At 62.6% G+C, this 625-nt stretch carries 1 protein-coding gene; it reads left to right on the forward strand.

Annotation, left to right across the window (positions count from 1 at the left end):
- The coding region (locus tag EN780_RS36665; RefSeq protein ID WP_128276614.1) for an IS256 family transposase at window positions 1-625 on the forward strand (625 nt) is incomplete at both ends.

The raw sequence follows: 625 nt of genomic DNA on the forward strand, positions 1-625 counted from the left end.
GGGAGGGCCGGCGCCAGGTGCTCGGTGTCGAGCTGGCCAACCGTGAAAGCCATTCGAGCTGGCGCGCGTTCGTGGCAGGGCTCAAGCAGCGCGGGCTTGCCGGCGTGGAGTTCGTCGTCTCCGACGACCATCCGGGGCTCAGGGCAGCGATCCGGGAAGTCCTGCCTGAGGCAGTCTGGCAGCGCTGTTACGTGCACTTCCTCAGAAACGCGCTCGATTATGTGCCGCGCAAGGTCGATGACGACTGCCTGATGGAGCTCAGATGGTTCTATGACCGGCGCGACCTAGCCGAGGTCAAGCGCGACCTGGCGCAGTGGATCGCCAAATGGCAGGCAAAATACCCGAAGCTGGTGGATTGGGTGGAGAACAACATCGAGGAGACGCTGAGCTTCTACCGGCTGCCGCTGCCGCATCACAAGCACATGAAGTCGACGAACATGCTGGAGCGGCTAAACCAGGAGATCAAGCGGCGCACCCTGGTCGTTCGCATCTTCCCCAACCCGCAGAGCTGTTTGCGGCTGGTTCGGGCATTGGCGGTGGAGATCCACGAGAACTGGCTCGAGGCGACCCGCTACCTCAACATGGATCACCTGCGCGAGCACAAGAAGGAGAGCCTGAGAGCACT

Source organism: Mesorhizobium sp. M4B.F.Ca.ET.089.01.1.1 (assembly GCF_004022605.1).
Taxonomy (GTDB): domain Bacteria; phylum Pseudomonadota; class Alphaproteobacteria; order Rhizobiales; family Rhizobiaceae; genus Mesorhizobium; species Mesorhizobium abyssinicae.